Here is a 25,935-nt window from a genome sequence, read left to right on the forward strand (position 1 = left end):
GGTGCGACCATCGGTCGCTCGGTCGACATAATCTGTCGCTTTATCTTCATTTGCTGTCGCGCCCCTGTAAATTCACGGTTTTGGTCGGTAGAATCGACGCCTTTCCGTAAAACCCCGTGGAGTGATGGCATGGCCGACGTAAACAAGGTCGTTCTCGCGTATTCCGGCGGCCTGGACACTTCGGTGATCCTCAAGTGGCTGCAGGATACTTATAACTGTGAAGTGGTGACCTTCACCGCTGACCTGGGTCAGGGCGAAGAGGTCGAACCTGCACGTGCCAAGGCGCAAGCCATGGGCGTGAAAGAGATCTACATTGACGACCTGCGCGAAGAGTTCGTCCGCGATTTCGTTTTCCCGATGTTTCGCGCCAACACCGTCTACGAAGGTGAGTACCTGCTGGGTACTTCCATCGCACGCCCGCTGATCGCCAAGCGCTTGATCGAAATCGCCAACGAAACCGGCGCTGACGCCATTTCCCATGGTGCCACCGGCAAGGGCAACGACCAGGTACGCTTCGAATTGGGCGCCTACGCGCTGAAGCCTGGTGTGAAAGTGATTGCTCCTTGGCGTGAGTGGGACCTGCTGTCCCGTGAAAAGCTGATGGATTACGCTGAAAAGCACGCAATCCCGATCGAGCGTCATGGCAAGAAGAAATCCCCGTACTCGATGGATGCCAACCTGCTGCACATCTCCTATGAAGGCGGCGTGCTGGAAGACACCTGGACCGAGCACGAAGAAGACATGTGGAAATGGACCGTCTCCCCGGAGAACGCTCCCGACAAGCCGCAATACCTGGAACTGACCTACCGCAACGGCGATATCGTCGCGCTGGACGGTGTCGAAATGACCCCGGCCACCGTGCTGGCGACCTTGAACCGTATCGGTGGCGCGCACGGTATCGGCCGTCTCGACATCGTCGAGAACCGCTACGTGGGCATGAAGTCCCGTGGCTGCTATGAAACCCCGGGTGGCACCATCATGCTGCGCGCTCACCGCGCCATCGAATCCATCACCCTGGATCGCGAAGTGGCTCACCTCAAAGACGAGCTGATGCCCAAGTACGCCAGCCTGATCTACACCGGCTACTGGTGGAGCCCTGAGCGCCTGATGCTGCAACAGATGATCGATGCTTCCCAGGTCCACGTGAACGGCGTTGTACGTCTGAAGCTGTACAAGGGCAATGTGATCGTTACTGGTCGTAAGTCTGATGAATCGCTGTTCGACGCCAATATCGCCACCTTCGAAGAAGATGGCGGCGCCTACAACCAGGCGGACGCGGCAGGCTTCATCAAGTTGAACGCACTGCGCATGCGCATTGCGGCCAACAAGGGTCGCAAGTTGTTCTGAGTCTTTAAGATGGTGTGAAAGATGGCCCCTTTTTCAAGGGGCCATTTTTTTTGCCTTGAAAAAGGTGGGAACTCCATATGTTTAAGCAGTGTTTAATGCGGAATTTTAAGCGCTTAAAAAGTTGAGTTTGCGGGCGTAGCTGTTTTTAAAGGTATGAATGAATTATTTACACCTGATCAGGAACTATGTCTTACAGAAAATTCACTCATAAAAGTGCGGGGCAGTTGTAAGACGCAGAAAGTTCTGTAGGAAAATTAGGGTGTAAGTAGATATGTTAAATGGAACTGAAAGAGTCAGGCTTTTTTTGCCAGCTCGTACGCGTGAAGGCGACAAACAAGGGGCGTTTCCTGAAACTCCTGTGCGCCACGTTTACCTTCACCCCCTTATGTATTGGATATTTCACTCAAAATATGTGTGCCCCCGGAAAGGTCTGAAAGGCTCCATAAAACTCGATACATCCGCGTTGGTGATTTTTTGTAGGTTAATTCCTATCTGGTTGTGGGTTGGGTCTCTGCTTGCTGTTGCTCAGGGGGGAATGCTATGCCAACTAGGAAACGACTAGGCTATTGTGCTTGCTCTGAATAATTCGAACAGCGAAATTGGACTTTCTCATGAATAAAGTGCTGATCGTGGATGATCATCCCGTCATTCGTCTTGCTGTGCGTATGCTAATGGAACGCCATGGTTATGAGGTCGTTGCCGAGACCGATAACGGTGTCGATGCGTTGCAACTTGCGCGGGAGCATATGCCGGACATTGTCATACTGGATATTGGAATTCCCAAACTGGATGGTCTGGAAGTTATCTGTCGACTGTCCTCCACCAAACAGGCCACGCCGTTCAAGGTGCTGGTGCTGACATCGCAGGCACCCGGGCATTTCTCTATGCGTTGCATGCAGGCAGGGGCGGCCGGCTACGTGTGCAAGCAGCAGGACCTGACAGAGTTGCTGAGTGCTATCAAGGCGGTGCTCTCCGGCTACAGTTACTTCCCGAATCAGGCGCTGAACTCGGTACGTTCCACCATGGGCAACGCCAGTGAGGCGGACATGGTCGAGCGTCTCTCCGGCCGGGAGATGATGGTATTGCAGCAATTGGCGCGTGGTAAAACCAACAAGGAGATTGCCGATGGCATGTTCCTCAGCAACAAGACCGTGAGTACTTACAAAACGCGCTTGCTGCTCAAGCTCAATGCACGCTCCCTGGTCGACTTGATCGAGTTGGCCCAGCGCAACGGGCTGGTATAGGGGAGGGCGTCATCAAGGTAGATCGGCAGAAAAAAGCCTCCGCAAGGGAGGCTTCCGGCCGTCATCGGCTCTATCAGAGGTCGAAATCGTAGTCGGCCAGCTGTTTTTGCAAGCGTCGCTCTTCCAGGAGATTGTCGATAGTGCGGCGTTTGCTTAGATTGGTCTTGGCCACCTCTACTACAGGTGTTTCTGCCCCGTCGTCATCCGACTCAACGAGGTCGTCATCCACTTCCAGTTGTTCTTTGCCAGTGCTCATAAGGTTAACTCCGGGCTAAGACTGCCGTTGGCGCTCCTTATAACGATAATCCATGGATGGGTAAAAAAGATTTTTTCAATCGACTGATCGTAAAAATCAATGATTCCTCAATCGTCGGAGGTTTTTTCCTTGTACTCGCACAGGTCCTCGATGCGACAGCTGCCGCAGCGTGGCTTGCGCGCCTGGCAGACATAACGCCCGTGCAGGATCAGCCAATGATGCGAATCGAGCAGATAGGGCTTGGGAACAAACTTCATCAGCTGCTTTTCCACTTCCACCACATTCTTCCCACGTGCAATGCCGGTGCGGTTGCTGACACGAAAAATATGTGTGTCCACGGCCATTGTCAGCTGGCGAAACGCCGTATTGAGCACCACATTGGCCGTCTTGCGGCCCACGCCGGGCAGCGCTTCCAAGGCTTCGCGTGTTTGCGGTACTTCACCGCCATGCCGCTCCACCAGCAGGCGGCAGGTCTCGATGACATTCTTGGCCTTGCTGTTGTACAGGCCGATGGTCTTGATGTACTCGGACAAACCCTCAACGCCCAGGGCATAAATCGCCGCGGGTGTGTTCGCCACAGGAAATAGCTTGGCCGTGGCCTTGTTGACGCCCACATCGGTCGATTGGGCCGAGAGAATCACGGCAATCAGCAACTCGAATGGCGATGAGTAGGCCAGTTCGGTCTTGGGTTCCGGATTGTCTTCGTGAAGCCTACGAAAAATTTCCAATCGTTTTGCGGCGTTCATGGGGCGGGCGGCTCCTTGCTGGCGGTCAGCGTGATTTCGAGTAGTGGGCCCAGGCTTGGCACCCTGCGAGCAGTAACCCGAGCAGGATAAACCCGGCAGGCATGAATGTGGTGGCGGTACCGGCGCGTAGCAACCCCAGCAGTATCAGCAGGGCGGCGAAAAGGCCAAACAGCCGCAGGCGTGCCTTGTGCTGGCCGGCCGCGAAGAAGCCGCCGTGTTCCAGTACTACGCATTGCACGCTGATCATGGCGAGATAGAAGCCCAGTTGCTGATAGGTCGTGAGTGCAAATGCCTGCAACAGTAACTGCACGACACTGACCAGGGTCGCGGCCAGCATCAGGCTGGCAATCAATCGTAAGGGGGCGCTGAGACGGGATCGCACGCCTGCCATGACCAGGCCGTACAGCGTCACGACTAGCACGGACAGCCCCAGGAAACTCAGGGCCTTGGGCAGCGTGTCACTCACTCCGATCAACGGTGTCAGCATCAGCGTATTGGCCAGGCCAAAGGCTTTAGTCATGGGCCGCGTGCTCCAGCAATGCAGATCGATGTTCGTCGAAAAAACGCAGCGCATCGTGGGCGGCATTGGACACCGCGCGGGAAGTCAGGGTCGCGCCTGCCATCTGATCGAATGTCGGGTCTTTCAGGTCGCTGCGGGTGCGGCCTTTGAAGGCGGCCAGCCAAGGGTTGCCGGGCTCACTGATATGGCCACCAAGGCTTGGGGTTTCCGAGTGCGCCAGCGGTTTGATTGCCAGCAGCTTACCGTCGCGGTCGATGGCCACCAGCAGTTCAATCGGCCCGCCGTAGCCGTTGGCTTGTAACCGCAGGATCACGGCGCTTGCCTGGCCGGCCAGGGTTGCCAGGTAGCCACCTTGAAGCTGGCTGTTTGACAGGGGTTGGGGAGCGATCGCCAGCGCCTGGTCCAAGGGCTGGTTGTCGTAGCGGTCCGCGGGTAGCAGGTCGAGCAGGGCCTGACGCTGTTGCGTCTGGGCTTGGAGCGCCGCATGGCCGGCGGTCAGGTGCTGCAGCCCCAAGGTCAAGGCGATGCCGCCCATGCTAATCAGCAGCGCCAACAGCAGGCCTCGGGTGACTCTCATGCATTCACCTGCGGCTGTTTCGGTGCTACCAGGCGCTCCAGCGCGGGCACGGCCAGGTTCATCAGCAGTACTGCGAAGGCTACCCCGTCCGGGTAACCGCCCCACGTGCGAATCAGATAGGTCAGCGCGCCTACGCCCGCGCCAAAGAGCAGGCGTGCCCGCGGGCTCCTGGGGCCCGACACCGGCTCGGTGATGATGAAAAAGGCGCCGAGAAGCGTGGCGCCGGTCAGCAGATGAAACAGCGGCGAGCCATGGGAATCCGAACCCGATCCGTTCCAGCACAGCAGGCTGATCACAAACAGGCTGCCCAGCATGCCAACGGGTGCATGCCAGCTGAACACGCGCTGCCATAACAGCCAGAGGCCACCCATGAGATAGGCCAGGCCGACCCACTCGCTGGCCCTGCCGCCGAAATGCCCAAATGCCGGGCTGCGCGCGAACAGCTCGTCGATGGTCAGGCTCTTGTTGATTCGCAGGGCATCCAAGGCGGTGGCCTGGGCCCAGGCATCCGGCGCCGCGCCGTGCAGGCCCAGAACCTGATTGACGCCGGCCAGCAGGTCCAGGCCATGGGGCGCCGGCCAGTGGCTCATGGGTTGGGGAAAGGCCACCAGCATCAGGGCGTACCCGACCATGGCCGGATTGAATGGGTTTCGATTGCCACCATACAAGTGCTTGCCCAGCAGCAACCCTCCGGTGACAGCGGCTACACACAGCCACCAGGGACAATAAGGTGGCAGGGCCAGGGCCAGCAGTGTGGCGCTGACCAGGCTGCTCAGGTCACGAACGCCCCGTCCTCGCAGGCGGTCGACACCCGCGTCCACCAGTAGCGCGCATCCCCCAGCCAAGATCAAATTGATCAACACCCCCCATCCGTACCACCAGCACAGTGCCACGACGCCTGGCAGCGTTGCGAGCAACACGCGCTGCAAGGCCTGCTGCGGATCAGGCGTTGTCATGGGCGTCCACCAGGCGCTGTGCCTCATCCAGCTTGCCTTGCGCCTCGGCCAATTGCTGCGGGTCGGCCTTCTGATCCTGGGCTCTCTTCAGCTCTGCGCGGCGCATGGCCAGTTGGATCTTGGCGCGCTTGAGTTCGGCGGTATTGCTGGGGGCTGCAGCCTTGGGGGTGCTGTTCAACTCCAGCGCGGCAAGTGCCTGCTCTGCGGCCTCGAACTGCTGTTGCAGCACGATCAATTGCGACTGCTGCTCAAACGTCGGTGGATGCCCGAACGCCTTCAAGGATTTGTGCAGTTGGGCGCGACTCATGGCCACGCTGATTTTCGCTTGCTTGACCGCTGCCTCCCTCGCCGCCTGGGCTTTATCGACCTGCACTGGCTCCGGCGCAGCGGTGTGTCTGGTCCGGGCCAGGCGTTCGGCGATCTTGAGCGCTTCTTCCCGTCGCAGACGTGCATTGCGTTGCTCAAAGCGCCGTCGTGCACGATCACGCTTGAGGCCGCGCTGACGGCGTTGGTCTTCGTTGGTGGCGAGGCCTCCGACGATGGGTAGCGCCGTGAGCAACGGGTGCATTTCGATGCAATCGACCGGGCAGGGCGCGACGCACAGGTCACAACCCGTGCATTCGTCGATGATCACCGTGTGCATCAGCTTGGCGGCGCCGACGATGGCGTCCACCGGGCATGCCTGGATGCACTTGGTGCAACCGATGCACTCGGCTTCGCGGATATACGCAACCTGCGCGGGTGCCTCGCCCCGCGTGGCGTCCAGTTCCAGCACCGGCACTTTCAGCAACTGTGCCAGCCCGGCGATGGTTTCCTGCCCACCCGGCGGGCACTTGTTAATCGCCTCACCCTGGGCAATACCTTCGGCGTAAGGCTTGCAGCCTGGGTGGCCGCACTTGCCGCATTGAGTCTGCGGCAGCAGCGCGTCGATACGTTGAATCAGGTTCATGCTTTGAACATTGCGTTGAAGCCGAAGAAAGCCACTGCCATCAGCCCGACGCTGATCAGTTCGACCGGCAGACCGCGAAAAGGCAGGGGGATGTCGTTGTCGGCGATGCGTTGGCGCAAGTCGCTGAACAGGCTCAGCACCAGCCAGAAACCGAGCCCGGCGCCCAGGCTCAATGCGGCCATGTGCACCACGCCTTTATCATTTTGTGTGCCCATCACGACCACGGCCAGTACGCCGGCGTTACCCAGCAGCAGTGGCCACAGACCGTTGGTTACCAGGGCGGGGCGCACGCGCGTCAGCAGGCTGAGCACCGGGTGGATCAACAGCGCGGTCAGCGGCAAAAACACAAATAGCCGCAGTGTCGTCAATGCGAACGGCTGCAACAGATAGTGGTCCAGCAGATAACCCAGCACACCGCTGAGCACCATCAATAGGGTGGTGGCGATCCCGAGGGCATGCAGCCGTTGGCGTGAGGCCAGGGCCAGCACCGGGTCGACCGCCAGCGGCATCTGCAACACGAAGTTGCTGATCAGGGCGGCGCTGACAAGGGTGAGGAACATATCGGTCATGGTCATGCCGGTTAAGCAAACAGGGCCTGATTATCCGGCAAGCGAGAAGGGGGTACTAGCTGAAAAGCCCCGTCGCCGTAACGACAGGGCTGTTTCGCCGGGCTTACTTGATGCGTTGACCCGGCTTGGCGCCGCTGTCAGGGCTCAGCAGGTAGATTTCTTCGCCGCCAGGGCCAGCCGCCATCACCATGCCTTCGGAAATACCGAACTTCATTTTCCGCGGCTTGAGGTTGGCGATCATCATGGTCAGGCGACCATTGAGCTTGGAAGGGTCCGGATAGGCGCTCTTGATCCCGGAGAACACGTTGCGTTGCTCGTCACCGATATCCAAGGTCAGGCGCAGCAGCTTGTCGGCACCTTCAACGGCTTCGGCCTTGACGATCAGCGCAACGCGCAGGTCCACGGCGGCAAAGGCGTCGAACTCGATCTCCGGGGAGAGGGGGTCCTTGGCCAGTTCACCGTTGCCCGCTGGCGTCGATTCGCCGGTATCGGTCTGGCTGGCGACCAGGTCTTCTTTCGAAGCGTCGGTCATGGCCTGGACTTTTACCGGGTCGATGCGGGTCATCAGCGGCTTGAACTCGTTCAGCGGGTGGTTGCCGAGCAGGGTGGCATGGTCATTCCAGGTCAGCGGCGCGACGTTGAGGAACGCCTCGGCGTCGGCGGCCAGCAATGGCAGCACGGGCTTGAGGAAGATCACCAACTGGCGGAACAGGTTGACGCCGGTGGCGCAGATCGCCTGGACTTCAGCCTGCTTGCCTTCCTGCTTGTTCAGCGACCACGGTGCCTTGTCGGCGATCCAGGCGTTGGCACGGTCGGCCAGGCCCATGATCTCGCGCATCGCGCGGGCAAAGTCGCGGGCCTCATAGGCATCGGCAATGCTTGGCGCGGCGGCCAGGAAGGCCTCGGTCAGTTCCGGCGCGGCATTTTCCGCCACCATCACACCGGCGTTGCCCTTGTGGATGAACCCGGCGCAACGGCTGGCGATGTTGACGACTTTGCCCACCAGGTCGGAGTTGACCTTCTGTACGAAGTCTTCCAGGTTCAGGTCGAGGTCGTCGACGCCACGGCCCAGCTTGGAGGCGTAGTAGTAGCGCAGGTATTCCGGCGACAGGTGGTCCAGGTAGGTGCGCGCCTTGATAAAGGTGCCACGGGACTTGGACATCTTCTGGCCATTGACCGTCAGGTAACCGTGTACGGCGATGCCGGTTGGCTTGCGGTAGCCCGAACCTTCGAGCATGGCTGGCCAGAACAGGGCGTGGAAGTTGACGATGTCCTTGCCGATGAAGTGGTACAGCTCGGCGGTGGAGTCCTTGCCCCAGAAAGCGTCGAAGTCCAGCTCCGGCGTGCGGGCGCAGAGGTTCTTGAAGCTGGCCATGTAGCCGATCGGCGCGTCCAGCCACACGTAGAAGTACTTGCCTGGCTCGTCGGGGATTTCGAAGCCGAAGTACGGCGCATCGCGGGAGATGTCCCACTGTTGCAGGCCTGCGTCCAGCCATTCGGCGATCTTGTTCGCCACGGCGTCCTGCAGGGTGCCGCTGCGGGTCCAGGTTTGCAGCATCTGCTGGAAATCCGGGAGCTTGAAGAAGAAGTGCTGGGAATCCTTGAGCACCGGGATGGCGCCGGAGATAGCCGAACGCGGGTTCTTCAGGTCAGTCGGTGCGTAGGTGGCACCGCATTTTTCGCAGTTGTCGCCGTACTGGTCTTCGGTGCCGCATTTTGGGCAGGTGCCCTTGATGAAGCGGTCGGCCAGGAACATTTTCTTTTCCGGGTCGAAATACTGCGTGATCGAACGCGTGGCAATGTGCCCGGCGTCGCGCAAGCGCTTATAGATCTGGCTCGACAGCTCGCGGTTTTCGTCGGAGTGGGTCGAGTGGAAGTTGTCGAAGTCCACCAGGAAGTCGGCAAAGTCGGCGCTGTGTTCAGCCTGCACATTGGCGATCAGTTGTTCCGGGGTGATCCCTTCCTTTTCGGCGCGCAACATGATGGCCGAGCCGTGGGCGTCGTCCGCGCAGACATAGATGCATTGATTGCCGCGATGCTTCTGGAAGCGCACCCACATATCGGTCTGGATGTACTCAAGCATATGGCCAAGATGGATGGAACCATTGGCATAGGGCAGGGCGCTGGTGACGAGGATCTTGCGTGGCTCGGACATGGGGCTCGGCTACTTGATGAAACGGAGGTCGGCCACTATAAAGCGCCGGGAAATTTATTTCACCCCGTGGCGTTGTTTCAGCATCTTCCCTGTCTTCGAAAGCATGCCGTTAAGCCGCTGGAACGGTTAGGATAGCCGCCTGTTTCAGTCAGTCTTTTTTCGGGAGTAGCCCATGAGCGCCGTCAATCGCGCAGCGGTGGAAGCCGTTCTTCGCCAATACACCGACCCCTATTTGAACCAGGACCCGGTCAGTGCCGGCTGTGTACGCGCCATCGAGGTCCAGGGCGATCAGGTGTCGGTCCAGATGGAACTGGGTTATGCCGCCGGCCTGTTCAAGAGCGGCTGGGCGCAGATGCTGCAAATGGCCATCGAAGGCCTGGACGGCGTGGGGGCGGCCAAGGTCGACATTCGGTGCGTGATCGCGCCGCACAAGGCCCAGGCGCAGATCCCAGGCCTGGCCAACGTCAAGAACGTGGTCGCAGTGGCGTCCGGCAAGGGCGGTGTGGGTAAGTCCACCACGGCGGCCAACCTGGCCCTGGCCCTGGCCCGTGAAGGTGCGCGGGTGGGCATTCTTGACGCCGATATCTACGGCCCGAGCCAAGGCGTGATGTTCGGCATTGCCGAGGGCACGCGGCCGAAGGTCAAGGACCAGAAATGGTTTGTGCCGATTGAGTCCATGGGCGTGGAAGTGATGTCCATGGCCTTCCTCACCGATGACAACACGCCGATGGTCTGGCGCGGGCCGATGGTGTCCGGCGCACTGCTGCAACTGGTCACGCAGACTGCCTGGGGCGACCTGGACTACCTGGTGATCGATATGCCGCCGGGCACGGGCGATATCCAACTGACCCTGGCGCAAAAAGTCCCGGTGGCTGGCTCGGTGATCGTGACCACGCCCCAGGACCTGGCGCTGCTCGACGCGAAGAAAGGCGTCGAGATGTTCCGCAAGGTCAATATCCCGGTGCTGGGTGTGGTGGAGAACATGGCGGTGCACATCTGCTCCAACTGCGGCCATGCCGAGCACTTGTTCGGTGAAGGGGGAGGCGAGAAGCTGGCGACCCAGTATGGCGTCGAACTGCTGGCCTCATTGCCGTTGTCGATGGGTATTCGCGAGCAGGCCGACGGCGGCAAGCCTACCGTGGCGGCCGAGCCCGATGGCCAGATCGCGATGATCTATCAGGAGCTGGCCCGCCATGTCGGCGCACGAATCGTGCTGCAAGAGGCTGCGACGCAGGCCATGCCGACTATCACTGTCAGTGAAGATTGAGGGGGGCAGGATCGAGTCGGGACTGCCAAAGCGGCGAATTGCGCTTTTACGCAATGGCGCGTGTAAGCATTCGCTTACTTTTACGTAAGTGTTTGGTTTTTTTGCCCGCCCGTAGCGCCTCTAAATACCGGAGTGTTTTTCTATCTGATTGAAATATAACAACTATTTATTGTGTCTCGAGCAATGATAGCTGTCAGTCCAGCGGTTGGATCGCGTTGAACTTCGCCGGGAACTCTCTAAGATCAGCCCTGTGTCCACGGATTGGCACGGCCATCAAGGAACGATGGCTTGAAGGAACGTCGCAGGATGCGATTCATCAGGATGATGAAAAGGAATAAAGGGACTAGGGAAAAAATGTGGGCGGGTCATACCGCCCCTTTTTTTTGCCTGAAGAAAAGTGAGCGTCTGCCCCTGAACGCAAAAAAGGCCCGGAAGGGCCTTTTTTTTGGACTGCGACGCTGTCAGCGCTCGAGTTCTTTGATCTTGCCTTTTTTGCCATCCCACTCTTCCGCGTCCGGCAGCGGTTCTTTCTTCTCGGTGATGTTCGGCCAGATTTCAGCCAGCTCGACGTTCAACTGGATAAATTCCTGCATGTCTTCCGGGACTTCGTCCTCGGAGAAAATAGCGACGGCCGGGCATTCAGGCTCACACAGGGCGCAGTCAATGCACTCGTCCGGGTGGATGACCAGGAAATTCGGGCCTTCGTAGAAGCAGTCCACCGGACACACTTCTACGCAGTCGGTGTACTTGCACTTGATGCAGTTGTCGGTGACGACGAAGGTCATTTCTAATTTTCTCCTCAGGCGGCGGCAGCGAAACCCCTTATGGTGGGGCTCGCGAGGTTCGAGAGCGATAGTCTGCGGACCAGGCTAAAAGCCCGCAGCATCCCAAACCGCGCGAGATAATATCAGCTTGCAAGCGTCTGCGTTAGACCCGTGTCTTCAGTGTATAGAGCATTTCCAGCGCTTTTCGCGGCGTCAAGTCGTCCAGGTCAAGCTTTGCCAACTCCTCCAGTACCGGATGGGGCAGGGTGGCGAACATATCACTCTGGTGTGGCGCGCTGGTTTTGCTGTTGGTTTTTTTCGGGCTCGCGACCACGGTTTCGTGGGGCAGGGCCGTGGCCTCCAGGCGGCTGAGGTGCTCGCGGGCGCGGGCGATTACGTCGTTGGGCACGCCCGCCAGTTGCGCCACAGCCAGGCCGTAACTCTGGCTGGCCGGCCCTGGCAGCACATGGTGCAGGAACACGATGCGCTCGTTGTGCTCGGTGGCATTGAGATGCACGTTGGCCACCAACGGCTCGCTTTCCGGCAACACGGTCAGTTCGAAATAGTGGGTGGCGAACAGCGTATAGGCGCGCAGGTGCGCCAGGCGTTCGGCCGCCGCCCAAGCCAGGGACAGGCCGTCGAAGGTGCTGGTGCCGCGACCGACTTCGTCCATCAGCACCAGGCTGCGGTCGGTGGCGTTGTGCAGGATATTCGCGGTTTCGCTCATTTCCACCATAAAGGTCGAACGGCCACCGGCCAGGTCATCGCTGGAGCCGATCCGCGTGAAGATGCGGTCCACCAGGGACAGTTCGCAACTGGCCGCCGGTACGAAGCTGCCAATATGCGCCAGCAGCACGATCAGGGCGGTTTGGCGCATATAGGTGGATTTACCGCCCATGTTCGGACCGGTGATGACCAGCATGCGCGTATCGTCATCCAGCGACAGGTCGTTGGCGACGAACGGCGTGGTGAGCACCTGCTCCACCACCGGGTGGCGACCTTGCACGATGCGCATGCAGGGCTCGCTGACAAACCGCGGGCAGTTCAAGTCGAGGTTCAGCGCGCGTTCGGCAAGGTTGCTCAGTACATCCAGCTCTGCCAGGGCAGCGGCGGTGTCCTGAAGCGGCGCCAGTTGACTGATCAGGTCTTCAAGCAGGTTTTCATAGAGCATCTTTTCGCGGGCCAGGGCGCGACTCTTGGCCGACAGCGCCTTGTCTTCGAATTCTTTCAGCTCTGGCGTGATAAAGCGCTCAGCGCCTTTGAGGGTCTGGCGACGCTGGTAATCGATGGGCGCCGACTCGGCCTGCTTGCTCGGCAACTCGATAAAGTAGCCATGCACGCGGTTGTAGCCGACCTTGAGGTTGGCCAGGCCGGTGCGCGCTTTTTCGCGGGCTTCCAGGTCGATCAGGAACTGCCCGGCGTTTTCGCTCAGGGACTGCAATTCATCCAGTTCGCTGTCGTAACCGGTCTTGAGTACGCCGCCATCGCGGATAATTGCCGGCGGGTTGTCGATAATGGCCTTTTCCAGCAACGCCGCGAGTGCCGGGTAGGTGCCGGCTGTGACGGCGAGTTGTTGCAGGTGGGGCGTGTCCAGCTCGGTCATTGCCACTTGCAACTGCGGCAGCGCGCTGAGCGCGTCGCGCAGGCGCGCCAGGTCACGGGGCCGCGCATTACGCAGGCCGATCCGCGCCAGGATGCGCTCGATATCGCCGATTTCCTTGAGCTGCGGTTGCAGCTTTTCAAAGCGATAGCCGTCCAGCAGGCAAGTAATCGACGTCTGGCGCGCTTGCAGGACGGTCAGGTCGCGTAGCGGGCGGTTCAGCCAGCGGGTCAGCAGGCGGCTGCCCATGGCGGTCTGGCAGCGGTCCACTACCGATTGCAACGTGTTGTCGCGGCCACCGGCCAGGTTGGTGTCCAGCTCCAGGTTGCGACGGCTCGCGCCATCGAGCACCACGGTGTCGTCCAGTCGCTCATGACGCAGGCTGCGCAAGTGCGGCAGGGCGGTGCGCTGGGTTTCCTTGGCGTAGCTGAGCAGGCAACCGGCGGCGCCGATGGCCAGGGTCAGGGTTTCACAGCCGAAGCCCTTGAGGTCTTGCACCGAGAATTGCTGGCACAGGCTTTTCAACGCCGAATCACGCTCGAAATCCCACGGCGCGCGACGCTTGGTCCCACGACGCTTTTCTGCCGGCAAGTCTTTTGGCCAGTCATCCGGGATCAACAACTCCACCGGGTTGATGCGCTCCAGCTCCGCCAGCAGGTTCTCCCAACCTTTGATCTCCTGCACGCTGAAGTTGCCGCTGGTGATATCCAGTACGGAAAGGCCGAACAAACGCTCATCGCCCAGGACGGCGGCGATCAGGTTGTCACGTCGCTCATCCAGCAGCGCCTCATCACTCACCGTCCCCGGCGTAATAATGCGCACCACCTGACGTTCAACCGGCCCCTTGCTGGTAGCTGGGTCACCGATCTGCTCGCAGATCACCACCGACTCGCCCAGCTTCACCAGTTTGACGAGGTAGCCTTCCAGCGAGTGGTAAGGAATCCCACACATCGGAATCGACTGCCCTGCCGACTGCCCGCGCGCGGTCAGGGTGATGTCCAGCAATTTGGCCGCCTTCTTCGCGTCTTCATAGAAGATCTCGTAGAAGTCGCCCATGCGATAGAACATCAACTGATCAGGGTGCTGGTTTTTCAGGCGCCAGTACTGCTGCATCATCGGGGTGTGGGAGGACAGATCGGACGTGTTTTTACTCATTGGATAGTAGGCAAATTCGTTGAAAGTGGTGGGGCAAAGGGGGCGCTCGGCCCAGCATTTTTTGCGATGGGCGCAAGGTTAACACGCGAGGTCCGGGGTTCGCAGGTCGCAAGCGGGTAGGCGCGGCGGCATGGCATGTGCATAAAATATGCAAATTAGCATTTGCAAACCCAAAAAACTCCCGTCACTATCCGCGTTATGCAAAAACGCAACGTTTCTATCGTCTTAAGAGAGCTGCTGGACCGCGACCGGATCTCCCCCACGGAGCTTCACCGGCGTACCGGCGTGCCTCAATCCACACTGTCCCGGATCCTCAGCGGCAAGATCGTTGATCCGTCGGACAAGCATATTTCCCGCATCGCCGAGTATTTTCGCGTCAGCACCGACCAACTGCGCGGGCGCGCAGCCGTGGGTGCTTTGCGTGATGATGGACGCGACCCGATGCATTCGGAACTCAAGGACATAAGCCTGTGGGATGACGACACCCCTGTGAATGACGACGAGGTGTCGATCCCCTTTCTGCGCGAGGTTGAATTGGCTGCTGGATCAGGAAGATTCGTCATCGAAGAAAGTGAGAAGGCCAGCCTGCGTTTTGGAAAGCGCAGCCTGCGGCATAACGGTGTGCAGTTCGACCAGGCCAAATGCGTGACGGTACGCGGCAACAGTATGTTGCCGGTGTTGCGCGATGGCGCGACGGTGGGGGTGAATGCGGGCAAGAGCGCCATTGGAGACATCGTTGATGGCGACTTGTACGCCATCAATCACAACGGCCAACTGCGGGTGAAACAGCTCTACCGCCTGCCTTCCGGGATTCGCCTGCGCAGTTTCAACCGCGATGAGCACCCGGACGAGGACTACAGCTTCCAGGACATCCAAGATGAGCAAATCAGCATCCTGGGTCATGTGTTCTGGTGGGGCATGTACGCCCGTTAACCACCTTGTGTAAGACAAAGCCCGCTATCGAGCGGGCTTTTTTTCGCCTGCACAAAATCGTCAACCCTTTGCCCATAAGGCTGAAAATGCATCTATGCATTTCTTTGCTGAAAATAAATGCATTTGTGCATTGACTGTATATGCATACATGCATATTCTTTGTTCCAAGCCAGCCAACAAGGCTTGGTGGAGGCGGCAAGGATGCTGCCAAGGAAGACAAGGAAGGCACGCAACATCGGCAAGGACGCCATCAGAGCGATGGCAAGGATGCCAGGTAACACCGGCAAGGATGCCGACGCTCTTTAGTGACACCGCTTCAACGAACAGGCAGCGATGAATCGGCCTCAACGGTTCAGAGGGTTGGCAACTGACCCGGGTGTGCAGCGTAAAGCACCAGAAGCAGTTATCCGGCAGACAGGGATCGTGGTCGGAAAAACATCGAGGAAAGGTCCGTACCGCGCCAGTAGCGCCGAAAGACCGAGGACCGCATTACTGAAAAGCCCGGGTAACCGGGCTTTTTGGAATGCCTACCTACACATGGAATTACCCAAGCGCCGGCACTCTGCCGGCATTGTTCAGCCAGGAGGCGTGACATGACAAACGAGCAGCAAGCGTTAGCGGAAATGCCTATCTGGCTGGTGATCGTACTGGCCCTGGTCGGCGGGGTCTCCGGCGAAATGTGGCGCGCCGACAAGGAGGGCGCGCGGGGCTGGTCGCTGGTGCGGCGCCTGGCCCTGCGGTCGGGAGCATGCATGGTCTGCGGGGTGTCGGCATTGATGCTGTGCTACGCCGCGGGGATGTCGATCTGGACTGCCGGCGCCATTGGTTGCCTGACCGCCATGGCGGGGGCCGACGTTGCCATCGGCCTCTATGAACGCTGGGCGGCCAAGCGCATCGGGGTCAACGAGACCCCGCCTTCCCGCCCGGATCAGCCGTAACCGTTGCAAGGACGCGACTACATGACACTTATCGAAAAACCTTCCCAGCTCCCCGTGGCGATTGGGGAAGCGCTCAAGCGCGCCTTTCCACTATTGCGCGTCGGCAATCATCAAGACTTCCAGGGCGCCAGCGACCGAACCGGTGTGCTGATTACCGTGGAGCGCAACGGCCCCGACGTTCGCTCCTTTGAAGGGCGCAAGGCCCACGCCTTGGCGGTTTCACTCCGCGTCACGGTTGCCAGCGGGGCTACTGCTTTTGACGCCTGTGACCTGGCCAGCCAATTGATGGACCTGGCGTTGGATAACCGCTGGGGCCTGCCGCCTGATCAGTGCGACCTGCCCACGGCCATCGTCGCGGCACCGACGGTACTCACCGGTAACGAAACGGACTACGACAGCTGGACCGTGTCCTTCACCCAAAACCTCTATTTCGGCCCGTCGCTGCTCGAAGATCCCACAGGTACGCCGTTGTTTGCCTGCACCTGGGAAGTCTCGGACATCGACGATCCGGATCAATATCGCCCGTTGCAGGAGTAGGCCATGTTCGACGCATTGTTACGCATGCAACTGGGGCCGATTATCGAGCGCCTGGCGGAAATGGAAGCCCAGCTCGAAGACCTGTATCGACGCGCGGATAGTTTCTGCCGCATTGGCGTGTGCCAGGAGGTCGACGCCGCCGGCAATACCTGCAAGGTCAGCCACGGTGAGTTGCTCAGCCCGGCGATCCGCTTCTTCAACCCCAGTGCCGGGGCGCAGAGCGAAACCCGCATTCCTTCCGTGGGGGAGCAATGTCTGTTGCTCAACTATGGCGGTGGAGAGGGCGGTGCGCAGTCTGTAGCCCTCTTCGGCCTCAACAGTAGCTTGTTTCCGCCGGTCTCCAGCGTTGCGTCATTGACCCGACGCCGTTATCAGGACGGTACCCAGAGCGATTACGACGACGCCAGCCACACCTTCAACTGGGCCAACGGCCCCACGACCCTCAGCGGTTCCCGCGAACAGGTCGAGGTGAAAGTCGGCCCCGCCACCCTGCAAATGACGGCCGATCACATCGCTGTGCAACTCGGTGCCGTCGGCCTGCTGCTGGACGCTGGCGGTGTGCACTTGAGCGGCCCACTGGTGGATCACCAGGGCCGTGTGATCAGCAGCGCATAAGGATTTGCCATGATCGGAATCGATAGGAACACCGGGGCAGCGGTCGATGACTGGCTGCAATTTGTACAGCGTGCCACCCGAGCGCTGACCACCCCCGTGGGCACTCGCCAGAAGCGCCCGTTGTACGGCTCGCTGATCCCGCAACTGCTCGGCCAGAACCTCGGTGACGATCTGCTGATCCTCGCCCAAAGCCACGCCGCGCAAGCGTTCTACACCACCCAGAACGGCATCGCCGATTTCCAACCCCAGGTCATTGTCGCCACGCGCCAGGGCGCAGGTTTATTGCTGCGTTTTGCCGGTACCTGGAAAAACCGCCAACAATCCTTCGAGGTCGTGACATGAGCATGCTGATCCCTGGCCAGAACCAACTGGCGGAGCCGGCGATTATCGCGGTCGATGAATTCGAACCGCTGCTGGCGGAGTTCAAGGCGTTCGTCGTCGACTACGTCGCCACCCGCGCGCCGCAAACCGCAGCCAAGCTCAAGGTCAGCCTCGATAACGAAAGCGAGCTGCTGACCCTGGCCCTGGAAGCGTTTTGCGTGCGGCTGCAAACTCATGAGCGCAAATACAACGCCCGTATCAAGCAGATGCTGGCGTGGTGGGCCACCGGCAGCAACCTGGATGCGCGCCTGGCCGACATGGGCCTGGAGCGCCAGGTGCTCGACCCCGGCGACCCGGCCGCCTTCCCGCCGGTGCCACCCACCCTGGAAAGCGACGACGATGCGCGCCTGCGCTATTACCTGGCACCCCATGCGCCGGCAGCGGGTTCGCGCATGCAGTACCGCCGCGAAGTGTTCACCCTCGGCGAGCGGCCGTCGGTCAAGGTGCAGAGCGCTACGCCGGGCGTGGTGACCGTCAGCTACGCCTTCGATCCGGACGGCTACGCAGCCCAGGTCAAGGATGGCAACGGGCGACGTACGGCTCCTGGCGAAGTGATGGTCACCGTACTGTCCAGGGAAGGGGATGGCACACCTTCCGCCGATTTACTCGACGGTGTGCGGCGACATTTCGCACGGCCGGATGTACGACCGGAAACCGATCTGGTCACCGTGCAGGCTGCGCAGATTCAACGGTACAAAATTCGTGTGGTGGCCAAGATCAATGCCGGACCGGATTCGGGCCTGACTCAAGTGGCTGCGCAGCAACTGCTGCAAACCTACGCCGACTCCTGTCATCGCCTGGAAGGCCGGGTCGACCCAAGCTGGATCGACTACGCCATCCACAGCGCCGGCGCGGCGCAACTGCACATCCTCGAACCGCTGGAGCCGATCATCAGCACGGCGTTCCAGGCCCCGTATTGCACGGGTGTCGAGGTGGAGGTGCGCACGCTATGAGGGATCCCAAAGCAAGCCTGTTGCCGGTCAACAGTTCGCCGCTGGAAAAGGCGTTGGATCAAGGCTTTAGCCAGCTGCTTGAGCGAGTAACTCCGCCATTTCCCGAACTGATGGACCCGATGCAAACACCCGCGGAGTTTTTACCTTATCTCGCGGCTGATCGAGGGGTAATCGAATGGAGTGCCACCGCTGTCGAGGCTGAAAAACGCGCAACGGTAAGTTTCGCCTGGCCCACCGCTCGACAGGCCGGTACCCGCAAGGCACTCGAGAACGCAGCCAAAGGTCTGCAACTGATCCCCGAAGTGCGCGCCTGGTATCAACAGAGCCCACGAGGCAAACCCTACAGCTTTTCCATCAGGGCTTATTCCGAGCTGCCCTACAGCGAAGAACTCGACGCTCGGCTGGACAGGCGTCTGGCGGAAGCCAAGAGCGAACGTGATGTTTTCACTGTCACGTTGGGGTTGAGCGCATTTGGAAACCACTCCATCGGCGCCGCGACCGTCTGCGGTGAACTGACCACTATCTATCCGATGGTTATCGAGGGGCTTGAAGCGTCCGGCATGGTCTTTATGGCTGCGGGGCTCTACACCATCGAAACCGTCACTATTTATCCACAGGGGTCCTAAATGGCCGACTTTTATACCCTGCTGACCAATGCAGGTATTGCTTATGAAACTGCCTGCAAGGCTGCTGGCGTACCGATCAAACTCGCGCAAATTTCGGTGGGTGATGGTAACGGTGCCGTCTACAACCCCGACGCCACCGCCAAAGCGCTGAAACGTGAGGTGTGGCGCGGGCCATTGAACGCGCTTTTTCAAGATGAGAGGAATCCGAGCTGGTTGTTGGCTGAGGTGACTATTCCGCCTGAGGTCGGTGGCTGGTATGTGCGGGAGGCTGGGCTTTGGACGGACACGGGGGTTCTTTATGCGATCGTCAAATACCCGGAGTCATTCAAGCCAGTGTTGGCGATGTCGGGTTCGGGTAAAGAGTTTTATATCCGCTCGGTTTTCGAGACTAGTAACGCGTCGCAGGTGACGTTGTTGATTGACGACACGGTGGTCAAGGCTACGCGGGCTTGGGTGATGGATTATGTGGCTGATGAGTTGGCCAAACTGGATGCGAAACAATCGGTGCGCGTGGCGACCACGACAAGTATCACCCTGAGTGCAGCACAAGTAATTGATGGTGTGGCTGTTGTTGCAGGTGACCGGGTTCTTGTTAAAAACCAGACCGCTGCGAAAGATAACGGGCTGTATATGGTGGCGAACACAGCATGGGTTCGGGCTAAAGATGCAGACTTAAATGCCAAAGTGACATCAGCGATGACGGTGTCAGTTGAGCAGGGGGTGACGCTCGCAGATACGATCTGGCAGTTGGTCACGGATGGAGCCATCGTACTGGGTACCACGCCTTTGTCGTTTCAGAATGTGACGCAAGGGTTTGCACCGCTCAATTCGCCAGCATTTCAGGGGTTGGCAACGGCGCCATCGGCTCCGCGATTCGATAACTCTTCCTTGCTGGCAACGACTGAGTGGACGCGGCGGCTGGGTAAGCAGTATTCAGGAAGTACTTCTATAAGTAATAGTGGTTCGATTCCTGCCGCCGCGGTGGGTCAGATGACTGTATTGTTTGGTGACACAGTCAGCACTGTAGATCTCCCCGTCTCGTCAGACCTCCCGAATGGTGCGACTGTCACGGTAATTTGTTACAACACTGTTTCGGCAGCGGTAACTCGGGCTGGGACTGATCTTATATACGGGGCAGATCCGGGTCAGTCGGTTAGTGTGAAAAGTATACGCATGATTTATGGCGATATTCTTGAACTGACGCTGCTGAATAACGTTACTGGTGCAGGGGCATGGTATGTCAGCGGCGGAAATATGTTTGCCAGTGCCGTAGTTCCGCAGTTTGATATCAGCCAGCGGCCCGCGTCTACTCAGTTCGTGCAGCGGGCTTTGGGAAACTATAATGACGTCTCCGTGCTTTCAGTTAGTGCAAGTTTAACGTCGCAATATTTCGGGAGGGTATTGCTGCTGAATTCAAGCACCGAATTCACGGTAACACTACCGCCCTCTAGCACCGGGCCGGTAGGAAGTGTGATTTCTGTGAGAAACGTAGGTTCGGTAAACGCAAAGTTGGTTCCTGCTGGCACCGATACTATAGCAGTCATAGCGACGAGGCCTCAAACCAGTCTGGTCATCCCTCCTGGCTCGTCAGTCGATTTAGTGTTGCAGGGAACTAATTATTTTTTGTCGGGCGCAGCGGCATTGAAGTTAGCTGGCGAGTTTGCTTCGTCGATAGACTACCACGGTTATCAGAAACTCCCCAATGGGCTGATTATTCAGTGGGGAACTGCCGTTTCCAATGGGACTGGATTTGGAAATTGGTCGGCAACCTTACCAATAACGTTCCCAACTGCGTGTCTCAGCGGGTCTATTCTGGGAAACGGAGGGGCGACGGTTTTCTCTCTGACGTCGATGACTACCAACGCATTGAGTGCTACTGCGATGCTCTCTACGACGGGGGCTGCTACTTCTAAACTTGGTGGTTTTTTTATCGTGATCGGCTACTGATATAAGGAGATATCAATGTTTGCTTCAAAATCTACTCGCGGGTTTTATGACCCTGAAATAAACAGTTTTATGCCGAGTGATGCACTTGAGATCTCGACTGAAAGATACGCCGAATTATTGGTCGGTCAGTCTGAAGGTAAAGTCATCGCTTGGAATAATGATGGTTTTCCAATTTTGGCTGAACCGCCGCCACCCAGTGACGAAGAGTTGATTGCTGCTGAGCGAGCTTGGCGCGATGTTCATTTGTCTCCGACGGATGGAATTATTTCAAGGCATCGTGATGAGCTAGAGAGTGGTGGTCCAACGACCCTCACGCCTGCTCAGTATTCCGAGTTGCAAGAATATCGACGCCTCTTGCGTAATTGGCCGCAACAAACCGAATTTCCGTTGGCGAACCATCGTCCGACGAGCCCTTCCTGGCTAGAACCTCAACTTCACTAAACACTCCTGCACCATTGGGGGGCTTTCCCGTACCACAATCCATCTGAAACGAAAGAAAGCCGCATTGCGGCCTTTTTTATGCCCGGAGATTCACCTATGGCAAACCGCCAAACCTACACCGTCCTCATCCCATTCCCCACTCACGCCGGCCACTGGTCCGTCGTCGGCCAGGAACTGGACCTGCTGGACATCGAAGCATCCGCCCTGCGCACCGCTGGCCGCCTGGAACTGACCAGCGTGCTCGCCGCGAAGGACACCACCCCGGCCAAAAAGGCCACCACCAAGAAGGCTGACTAATCATGGCTGAGGTTTTGAACTTCGAGCACAACGGCATCACCGTGAATGCCACTGAATCCCCCGAGGCCATGGGTGGCCTGGGTGACAACGTAATCGGCCTGGTCGGCACCGCGCCGAATGCCCATGCGTCGATCCCGAAAAACGCGCCGTTTCGCATCAACAGCTTCACCACCCAGGCGTTGCTGGACCCGACCGGTGCCGAGACCGGCACGCTGTTCCATGCCGTGTACCAGATCCTCAAAGTGGTGAAGGTGCCGGTCTATGTAGTGATCGTGGAGGAGGGCGCGACCCCGGCCGATACCGTCAACAATGTGATCGGCGGCAACGAGCCGGTCACCGGTCGCAAGTTGGGCCTGGCGGCACTGGCCAGCGTGCCGGAAGACTTGACCATCATCGGCGCCCCAGGCTTCACCGGCACCAAGGCGGTGGCCGGTGAGTTCGCCGCGTTCGGCAAGCGCATCAAGGCCCGCGTGGTGCTGGATGGCAAGGACGCCTCGGTGGCCGACCAGGTGACCTACAGCGGCGAACTGGGCGGTGCCGACCTCGGTTTCGACCGTTGCCTGCTGGTGCATAACATGCCGTCGGTGTACTCCAAGGCGGCGAAGAAGAATGTGTTCCTGTCGCCGTCGTCCCTGGCCATTGCGGCGTTGGCCAAGGTCAAGCAATGGGAAAGCCCAGGCAACCAGGTGACGTTCGCCGAGGACGTTTCCCGCGTGGTCGAGTACAACATCCTCGACACCTCCACCGAGGGCGACCTGCTCAACCGCTACGGCGTGAGCTACTACGCCCGCACCATCCTGGGCGGTTTTTCGCTGCTGGGTAACCGCTCCATCACCGGCAAGTTCATCAGCTACGTCGGCCTGGAAGACGCGATCAGCCGCAAGCTGGTCAAGGCCGGCCAGAAAGCCATGGCCAAGAACCTCACCAAGTCCTTCATGGACCAGGAGGTCAAGCGCATCAACGACTGGCTGCAAACCCTGGTCGCCGACGAAACCATCCCCGGCGGCAGCGTGTACCTGCACCCGGAACTGAACAGTGTCGAGAAGTACAAGAACGGCACCTGGTTCATCGTCATCGACTACGGCCGTTATGCGCCAAACGAGCACATGGTTTATCAACTCAACGCCCGTGATGAAATCATCGAGCAGTTCCTGGAGGACGTTCTCTAATGTTTACCAACCGAGTCAGACAGGCCATCGCGGCCACCCTTCAAGGCCTGCCGTTGTCCGCGACGGTGGAGGAGTTCACTCCGCCGAAGATCGAGTTCGACATGGAGCCCATGTCCGGCGGGCGCTTTATCGCCGAGGAAATGGCCAAGAGCGGCAAGGTGCTCGGCGCCACGCTGGTGCTGCAAGGCGCCGGCCCGGAAGTCATGCTGGCCCTGGGCGTGCGCCTGGGCGACGACATCCTGCTGAACGTGCGCGAAGCCGGCCAGGACCAGGATGGCAAGACCTACTTCACCTATCACACCGTCGGCGGCAAGCTCAAATCCCTGGCCGAGGCGAAGCTGAAGATGGGCGACAAGCCCACCACCACCCTGGAGCTGTCCTGCCGCACCTACAACCGCTTGGAAAACGGCATTCCGGTGATCGACATCGACGTGCGCACCCAGAAGTTCGTGCTCAACGGCGTCGACATTCTCGGTGATGCGCGCCGTGCTGTGCTGATGCCTTAACCCTTGGGGGCGGGAGTGCTCGCCCCCTATTTCACCAAGGAAGAGCCCCATGGCCTGGATGCCACCGCTGCACCTGCTGCTGTCCCCGATCACCGCCGATACCGGCGCGGTGATCGACAAGATTCAACTCAAGCCGCTGTTCTACGCTGCGCAAAAAGAAGCGCTGGCCCGGGCCGGTGACGACGAGGACGACCAGTTTTTCGAACTGGCGAAACTCGCCACCGGCCTGTCGGAAAAAGAGCTCGACCAACTCAAGCGCCCGGACTACGTCAGCATCGCTCAGTACGTACACGAAATGTCGACGCGCCCTGCGTCGTTCTTTCTGGATGAGCGCCAGGAAGTGACCCACGACCAGCCTGTCCATTTGCTGCTGCCTCTCGAGGCCGCCGGTCGCACCCTGACCGAGTTGCCTCTGGAAATGCCTGCGCTGCGCGCCACCAAGGTGATGAAAAAACTCGCCACCAACAAAGAGCGCGCCGAGTTCATCACCGCTCACTGCACCGGCCTGATGATCCCTGACCTTGCCGGCCTGACCGTGCCCGATTGGACCGAATTGCAGGAGCGCATCGACGATTTTTTAAATCAACCGGCGGCCTTCTTTCGCAACGCGACATCGACGTGATCCTCGATGTGGTGCCGCTGGTGTACTCGGTCAATGAAGCGGAGATCCTGGAGTGGGACGCCGCCAAAGCATTGCGCCGCTACGACATTGCGATCACTCGCCTTGGCGTTAAACAGGAGTAGAGCGGGATGCAAGAGACTAAATATGGGATCAAGCTCGCCCAGGAAGACTACCGCTGGATGATCGGCGACGCGGATCTAGGCAATGTGCTTGCACCGTTTTCCACAAGCGCTGTGGCGCCCGTGAGCCTGGATGCCGCAGCGCAGCCGCCGTTGGAGCTGCGCTCTGCGTTGGTCACACTTAGTGTGGATATCAACGCATTGACCCAGGAGCAGGTGCGGCTGCGTGAGGCGTTGGAGGCGCTCAACAGCACATTGTTCATCAATGGAAATTCCCTGGCGCCCAAGCAGGCCGACGTCACCGCGAGCGCGCCGGAAGAGAAGGCGAAGGAGCCCGCCGATGGCCCTGTGATGAGCGCGATCAAGGAGTCTGGAGGCGAATTGTGGGACGCGTTCAAAAGCAAGCTCGCCGAAAAAGCCATTGATTTTGTCGCAGGTTCCCTTGGCAAGGTGTTCAAAGGGCGCAAAAACATCAGCGGGCGTAATACAGGATTACGTCGCCTGTTCGAGCAACCCGGCCAGGCTTTGGGCGGCTCGCCAATGGGTTTTCATTCGGGCGCGCCCTCACAAAACTATCCAGCTTTTGCCATGGCTAACCCGCCAGCGTCCGCGGCCAACCTGCCCTCGGGGGCCTTGACCGATGCCCTTGGCAAATTCGAATCCCTCGGCATCCGGCGGCTTGGGCCATTTAGGGTCGCCGAAGCCTCCCTGGACGTGATCCAAGGTGTACGCAACGGCGATGCACATGCCATCGGCTCAGGCCTGAGCACCGCCGGTGGCGCCTGGGCCGGCGCCTCCGCAGGTGCGGCCATTGGCACGATGGTTTTCCCCGGCGTTGGCACCGCTGTCGGTGGCGCAATCGGCGGCCTGCTGGGCAGCGAGGCAGGCGCTTGGCTCGGAGACAAATTGTTCGGGTCAAGTGATCGCCTGCCAACACCCGGTGCGGTGAGTAAGGAACTCAGCAGTGCGCGCACGGACAACGTGCAAGTGACCCTCGCCCCGAGTATCCAGATCACCGGTGTCAACCCCGCCGATGCCCAGCAGGTCGTCAACCAGGTGATCCAGGCGCTGCAGTTTCAGTGTCTGCCGATGTTCAGCGACGCCCTCGGCATCCGACGCAATGCGGCACTGGCCGATTCTCCTGGAGGTGATTGATGCGACAACAAATGGTGCTCGGCGACTTTATTTTCGGTTTGTCTCGAGGATTTGCCTATTCCTCGTTGGTCCGTAACAGCGACGGCGGCTGGAGTGACCTGGCTATTATTGCCAGCAAGTCGCAGTCGCGACAGAGCGGTCAGAAACTGGAAAAACTCACATTCAGCGGCACGGCCATGTACGGCGTAGGCATGCAGCGCCTGGACGAATTGCGCGCGCTGCAAAATGCGCGGGCGCCGTTGCCCCTGGTTGATGGCATCGGCCGTAACTGGGGCTTGTGGCGGATCAATTCGATCGTGGAAACGCAGAGCAATGTGATCGATGACGGCACCGCCATGGTCATGGCCTGGACGCTGGAGTTGGAGGAATTCGTCAATGCGTAGAGTGCGAAGTATCGCCGGTGATTCGGTCAACCTGTTGCTTTATCGGGAGTTGGGCCGTTGCGATGACGCGGCGGAAGAAACCCTTTGGCGCCTGAACCCCGAGCTTGCCGAATATGGCCCGGTGCTACCGGCCGGCGTGTGGGTGATCGTGCCTGAAATGCGCGCGCGGCCGGTGGCGGTGCGCCTCGTTTTGGCCTGGGATTAAGGA

At 59.4% G+C, this 25,935-nt stretch carries 29 protein-coding genes and 1 pseudogene; 20 read left to right on the plus strand and 10 right to left on the minus strand.

Annotated features, from left to right (window positions below):
- Window positions 1-129: 129 nt before the first annotated feature.
- Both AC1Q6I_RS16260 and AC1Q6I_RS16265 read left to right on the plus strand, forming a co-directional pair.
- The gene (locus tag AC1Q6I_RS16260; protein ID WP_024073718.1) at window positions 130-1,347 is read left to right on the plus strand and encodes an argininosuccinate synthase; all 1,218 of its coding nucleotides are present in this window, start codon (window positions 130-132) and stop codon (window positions 1,345-1,347) included.
- A gap of 611 nt (window positions 1,348-1,958) precedes the next feature.
- On the plus strand, window positions 1,959-2,591 hold the full coding sequence (locus AC1Q6I_RS16265) for a response regulator transcription factor (RefSeq protein WP_017844627.1): 633 nt from the start codon (window positions 1,959-1,961) through the stop codon (window positions 2,589-2,591).
- Window positions 2,592-2,664: 73 nt separating this feature from the next.
- Here the strand turns inward: AC1Q6I_RS16265 and AC1Q6I_RS16270 are convergent, their stop codons facing one another.
- The 8 genes and pseudogenes from AC1Q6I_RS16270 to metG form a co-directional block, all read right to left on the minus strand.
- Window positions 2,665-2,847: a PA3496 family putative envelope integrity protein gene (locus tag AC1Q6I_RS16270; protein ID WP_024073719.1), complete on the minus strand. Its 183-nt coding sequence runs from the start codon at window positions 2,845-2,847 to the stop codon at window positions 2,665-2,667.
- Window positions 2,848-2,954: 107 nt separating this feature from the next.
- The gene (gene nth, locus AC1Q6I_RS16275; protein WP_024073720.1) at window positions 2,955-3,593 is read right to left on the minus strand and encodes an endonuclease III; all 639 of its coding nucleotides are present in this window, start codon (window positions 3,591-3,593) and stop codon (window positions 2,955-2,957) included.
- A 25-nt stretch (window positions 3,594-3,618) separates the two neighbouring features.
- Entirely contained in the window at window positions 3,619-4,113 is a 495-nt protein-coding gene (locus AC1Q6I_RS16280) for an Rnf-Nqr domain containing protein (RefSeq protein WP_102624424.1), read from the minus strand.
- On the minus strand, window positions 4,106-4,690 hold the full coding sequence (locus AC1Q6I_RS16285; protein WP_024073722.1) for an RnfABCDGE type electron transport complex subunit G: 585 nt from the start codon (window positions 4,688-4,690) through the stop codon (window positions 4,106-4,108). The genes AC1Q6I_RS16280 and AC1Q6I_RS16285 overlap by 8 nt, the downstream gene beginning before the upstream one ends.
- A complete protein-coding gene (locus AC1Q6I_RS16290; protein ID WP_102624423.1) occupies window positions 4,687-5,646 on the minus strand; it encodes an RnfABCDGE type electron transport complex subunit D in 960 nt (319 codons plus the stop codon). Before AC1Q6I_RS16290 ends, AC1Q6I_RS16285 begins: the two co-directional genes overlap by 4 nt.
- Window positions 5,647-6,202: 556 nt before the next feature.
- A pseudogene (gene rsxB, locus AC1Q6I_RS16295) lies at window positions 6,203-6,574 on the minus strand (electron transport complex subunit RsxB); the annotation flags it as partial.
- A 17-nt stretch (window positions 6,575-6,591) separates the two neighbouring features.
- The gene (locus AC1Q6I_RS16300; RefSeq protein ID WP_041161112.1) at window positions 6,592-7,164 is read right to left on the minus strand and encodes an Rnf-Nqr domain containing protein; all 573 of its coding nucleotides are present in this window, start codon (window positions 7,162-7,164) and stop codon (window positions 6,592-6,594) included.
- 103 nt (window positions 7,165-7,267) lie between these two features.
- Entirely contained in the window at window positions 7,268-9,319 is a 2,052-nt protein-coding gene (gene metG / locus AC1Q6I_RS16305) for a methionine--tRNA ligase (protein WP_069075357.1), read from the minus strand.
- Between the two features lie 172 nt (window positions 9,320-9,491).
- Here metG and apbC point away from each other — a divergent pair, with 172 nt between their 5' ends.
- Window positions 9,492-10,586: an iron-sulfur cluster carrier protein ApbC gene (apbC, locus tag AC1Q6I_RS16310; protein ID WP_024073727.1), complete on the plus strand. Its 1,095-nt coding sequence runs from the start codon at window positions 9,492-9,494 to the stop codon at window positions 10,584-10,586.
- Between the two features lie 461 nt (window positions 10,587-11,047).
- On the opposite strand, the gene fdxA is transcribed toward apbC, so the two are convergent.
- Window positions 11,048-11,371 carry a ferredoxin FdxA gene (fdxA, locus tag AC1Q6I_RS16315; protein ID WP_024073728.1) on the minus strand — a complete coding sequence of 108 codons (324 nt, stop codon included), beginning with the start codon at window positions 11,369-11,371 and terminating at the stop codon, window positions 11,048-11,050.
- A gap of 142 nt (window positions 11,372-11,513) precedes the next feature.
- Entirely contained in the window at window positions 11,514-14,105 is a 2,592-nt protein-coding gene (gene mutS, locus AC1Q6I_RS16320) for a DNA mismatch repair protein MutS (protein ID WP_024073729.1), read from the minus strand.
- Window positions 14,106-14,303: 198 nt separating this feature from the next.
- Here mutS and AC1Q6I_RS16325 point away from each other — a divergent pair, with 198 nt between their 5' ends.
- The 17 genes from AC1Q6I_RS16325 to AC1Q6I_RS16405 all read left to right on the plus strand — a co-directional run bounded on the left by AC1Q6I_RS16325 (window position 14,304) and on the right by AC1Q6I_RS16405 (window position 25,932).
- Window positions 14,304-15,038: a LexA family transcriptional regulator gene (locus tag AC1Q6I_RS16325; RefSeq protein ID WP_024073730.1), complete on the plus strand. Its 735-nt coding sequence runs from the start codon at window positions 14,304-14,306 to the stop codon at window positions 15,036-15,038.
- Between the two features lie 593 nt (window positions 15,039-15,631).
- Window positions 15,632-15,976, plus strand: coding sequence for a phage holin family protein (locus AC1Q6I_RS16330; RefSeq protein ID WP_024073732.1), 345 nt, complete (start codon window positions 15,632-15,634; stop codon window positions 15,974-15,976).
- Window positions 15,977-15,997: 21 nt separating this feature from the next.
- Window positions 15,998-16,513, plus strand: a complete 516-nt coding sequence (locus AC1Q6I_RS16335) for a hypothetical protein (protein ID WP_024073733.1) — start codon at window positions 15,998-16,000, stop codon at window positions 16,511-16,513.
- A gap of 3 nt (window positions 16,514-16,516) precedes the next feature.
- Window positions 16,517-17,128, plus strand: a complete 612-nt coding sequence (locus AC1Q6I_RS16340) for a phage baseplate assembly protein V (protein ID WP_024073734.1) — start codon at window positions 16,517-16,519, stop codon at window positions 17,126-17,128.
- Between the two features lie 9 nt (window positions 17,129-17,137).
- Entirely contained in the window at window positions 17,138-17,470 is a 333-nt protein-coding gene (locus AC1Q6I_RS16345) for a phage baseplate protein (protein WP_024073735.1), read from the plus strand.
- Window positions 17,467-18,462: a baseplate J/gp47 family protein gene (locus AC1Q6I_RS16350; RefSeq protein ID WP_102624421.1), complete on the plus strand. Its 996-nt coding sequence runs from the start codon at window positions 17,467-17,469 to the stop codon at window positions 18,460-18,462. Before AC1Q6I_RS16345 ends, AC1Q6I_RS16350 begins: the two co-directional genes overlap by 4 nt.
- The gene (locus AC1Q6I_RS16355; RefSeq protein WP_102624420.1) at window positions 18,459-19,088 is read left to right on the plus strand and encodes a phage tail protein I; all 630 of its coding nucleotides are present in this window, start codon (window positions 18,459-18,461) and stop codon (window positions 19,086-19,088) included. Before AC1Q6I_RS16350 ends, AC1Q6I_RS16355 begins: the two co-directional genes overlap by 4 nt.
- A complete protein-coding gene (locus tag AC1Q6I_RS16360) occupies window positions 19,089-21,035 on the plus strand; it encodes a phage tail protein (RefSeq protein WP_102624419.1) in 1,947 nt (648 codons plus the stop codon).
- Between the two features lie 15 nt (window positions 21,036-21,050).
- Window positions 21,051-21,476: a phage tail assembly chaperone gene (locus AC1Q6I_RS16365; protein WP_102624418.1), complete on the plus strand. Its 426-nt coding sequence runs from the start codon at window positions 21,051-21,053 to the stop codon at window positions 21,474-21,476.
- Window positions 21,477-21,572: 96 nt separating this feature from the next.
- On the plus strand, window positions 21,573-21,773 hold the full coding sequence (locus tag AC1Q6I_RS16370) for a hypothetical protein (RefSeq protein WP_102624417.1): 201 nt from the start codon (window positions 21,573-21,575) through the stop codon (window positions 21,771-21,773).
- A 2-nt stretch (window positions 21,774-21,775) separates the two neighbouring features.
- Window positions 21,776-22,942 (plus strand): phage tail sheath protein, encoded by a 1,167-nt coding sequence (locus AC1Q6I_RS16375; protein WP_102624416.1) that lies wholly within the window; start codon window positions 21,776-21,778, stop codon window positions 22,940-22,942.
- A complete protein-coding gene (locus tag AC1Q6I_RS16380) occupies window positions 22,942-23,448 on the plus strand; it encodes a phage major tail tube protein (protein WP_024073742.1) in 507 nt (168 codons plus the stop codon). The genes AC1Q6I_RS16375 and AC1Q6I_RS16380 overlap by 1 nt, the downstream gene beginning before the upstream one ends.
- A 49-nt stretch (window positions 23,449-23,497) precedes the next feature.
- A complete protein-coding gene (locus AC1Q6I_RS16385; protein WP_024073743.1) occupies window positions 23,498-24,070 on the plus strand; it encodes a phage tail assembly protein in 573 nt (190 codons plus the stop codon).
- Window positions 24,067-24,192, plus strand: a complete 126-nt coding sequence (locus tag AC1Q6I_RS16390; RefSeq protein WP_024073744.1) for a hypothetical protein — start codon at window positions 24,067-24,069, stop codon at window positions 24,190-24,192. The genes AC1Q6I_RS16385 and AC1Q6I_RS16390 overlap by 4 nt, the downstream gene beginning before the upstream one ends.
- 6 nt (window positions 24,193-24,198) lie before the next feature.
- Window positions 24,199-25,344, plus strand: coding sequence for a glycine zipper domain-containing protein (locus AC1Q6I_RS16395; RefSeq protein ID WP_102624415.1), 1,146 nt, complete (start codon window positions 24,199-24,201; stop codon window positions 25,342-25,344).
- A complete protein-coding gene (locus AC1Q6I_RS16400) occupies window positions 25,344-25,727 on the plus strand; it encodes a phage tail protein (protein WP_024073746.1) in 384 nt (127 codons plus the stop codon). Before AC1Q6I_RS16395 ends, AC1Q6I_RS16400 begins: the two co-directional genes overlap by 1 nt.
- Window positions 25,720-25,932, plus strand: a complete 213-nt coding sequence (locus tag AC1Q6I_RS16405) for a tail protein X (RefSeq protein WP_102624414.1) — start codon at window positions 25,720-25,722, stop codon at window positions 25,930-25,932. The genes AC1Q6I_RS16400 and AC1Q6I_RS16405 overlap by 8 nt, the downstream gene beginning before the upstream one ends.
- The last annotated feature ends 3 nt before the right edge of the window (window positions 25,933-25,935 follow it).

It is taken from the genome of Pseudomonas sp. MPR-R2A5 (assembly GCF_058793055.1).